The sequence below is a fragment of the Pseudomonas sp. SIMBA_068 genome (assembly GCF_046534705.1).
Classification (GTDB): domain Bacteria; phylum Pseudomonadota; class Gammaproteobacteria; order Pseudomonadales; family Pseudomonadaceae; genus Aquipseudomonas; species Aquipseudomonas putida.
The window spans coordinates 1-266 of the sequence record NZ_JAWRYI010000681.1; the positions used below are offsets into that span (position 1 = coordinate 1).

Sequence of the window (266 nt, forward strand, 5' to 3'; positions counted from 1 at the left end):
CCTGACCGCCTCGGGCCTGGACAACGGCCAGCCGTTCCCGTCTCTCAATCAGATGGATAAGCCGGTGCAGAACAGCGACGGCTCCACCGATATCTACTTTGGCCCGAAATCTCCGGGCGAGGGCAAGAACTGGATCAAGACCGTACCGGACAAGGGCTTCCTGGTGATCGTGCGGCTTTACGGGCCCAAGCAGGCATTCTTTGACCAGAGCTGGAAACCGAGTGATTTGCTCAAGCAGTGATGAGTATGCTCGTGTCGTGCCCGAT

1 protein-coding gene is annotated in these 266 nt (G+C 58.3%); it reads left to right on the forward strand.

What is annotated here, in order from left to right; all coding sequences use genetic code 11:
- Positions 1-241, forward strand: a 241-nt coding sequence (locus tag SB756_RS30965) for a DUF1214 domain-containing protein (protein WP_410913355.1), incomplete at its 5' end; no start/stop codon positions are given.
- Positions 242-266: the final 25 nt, after the last annotated feature.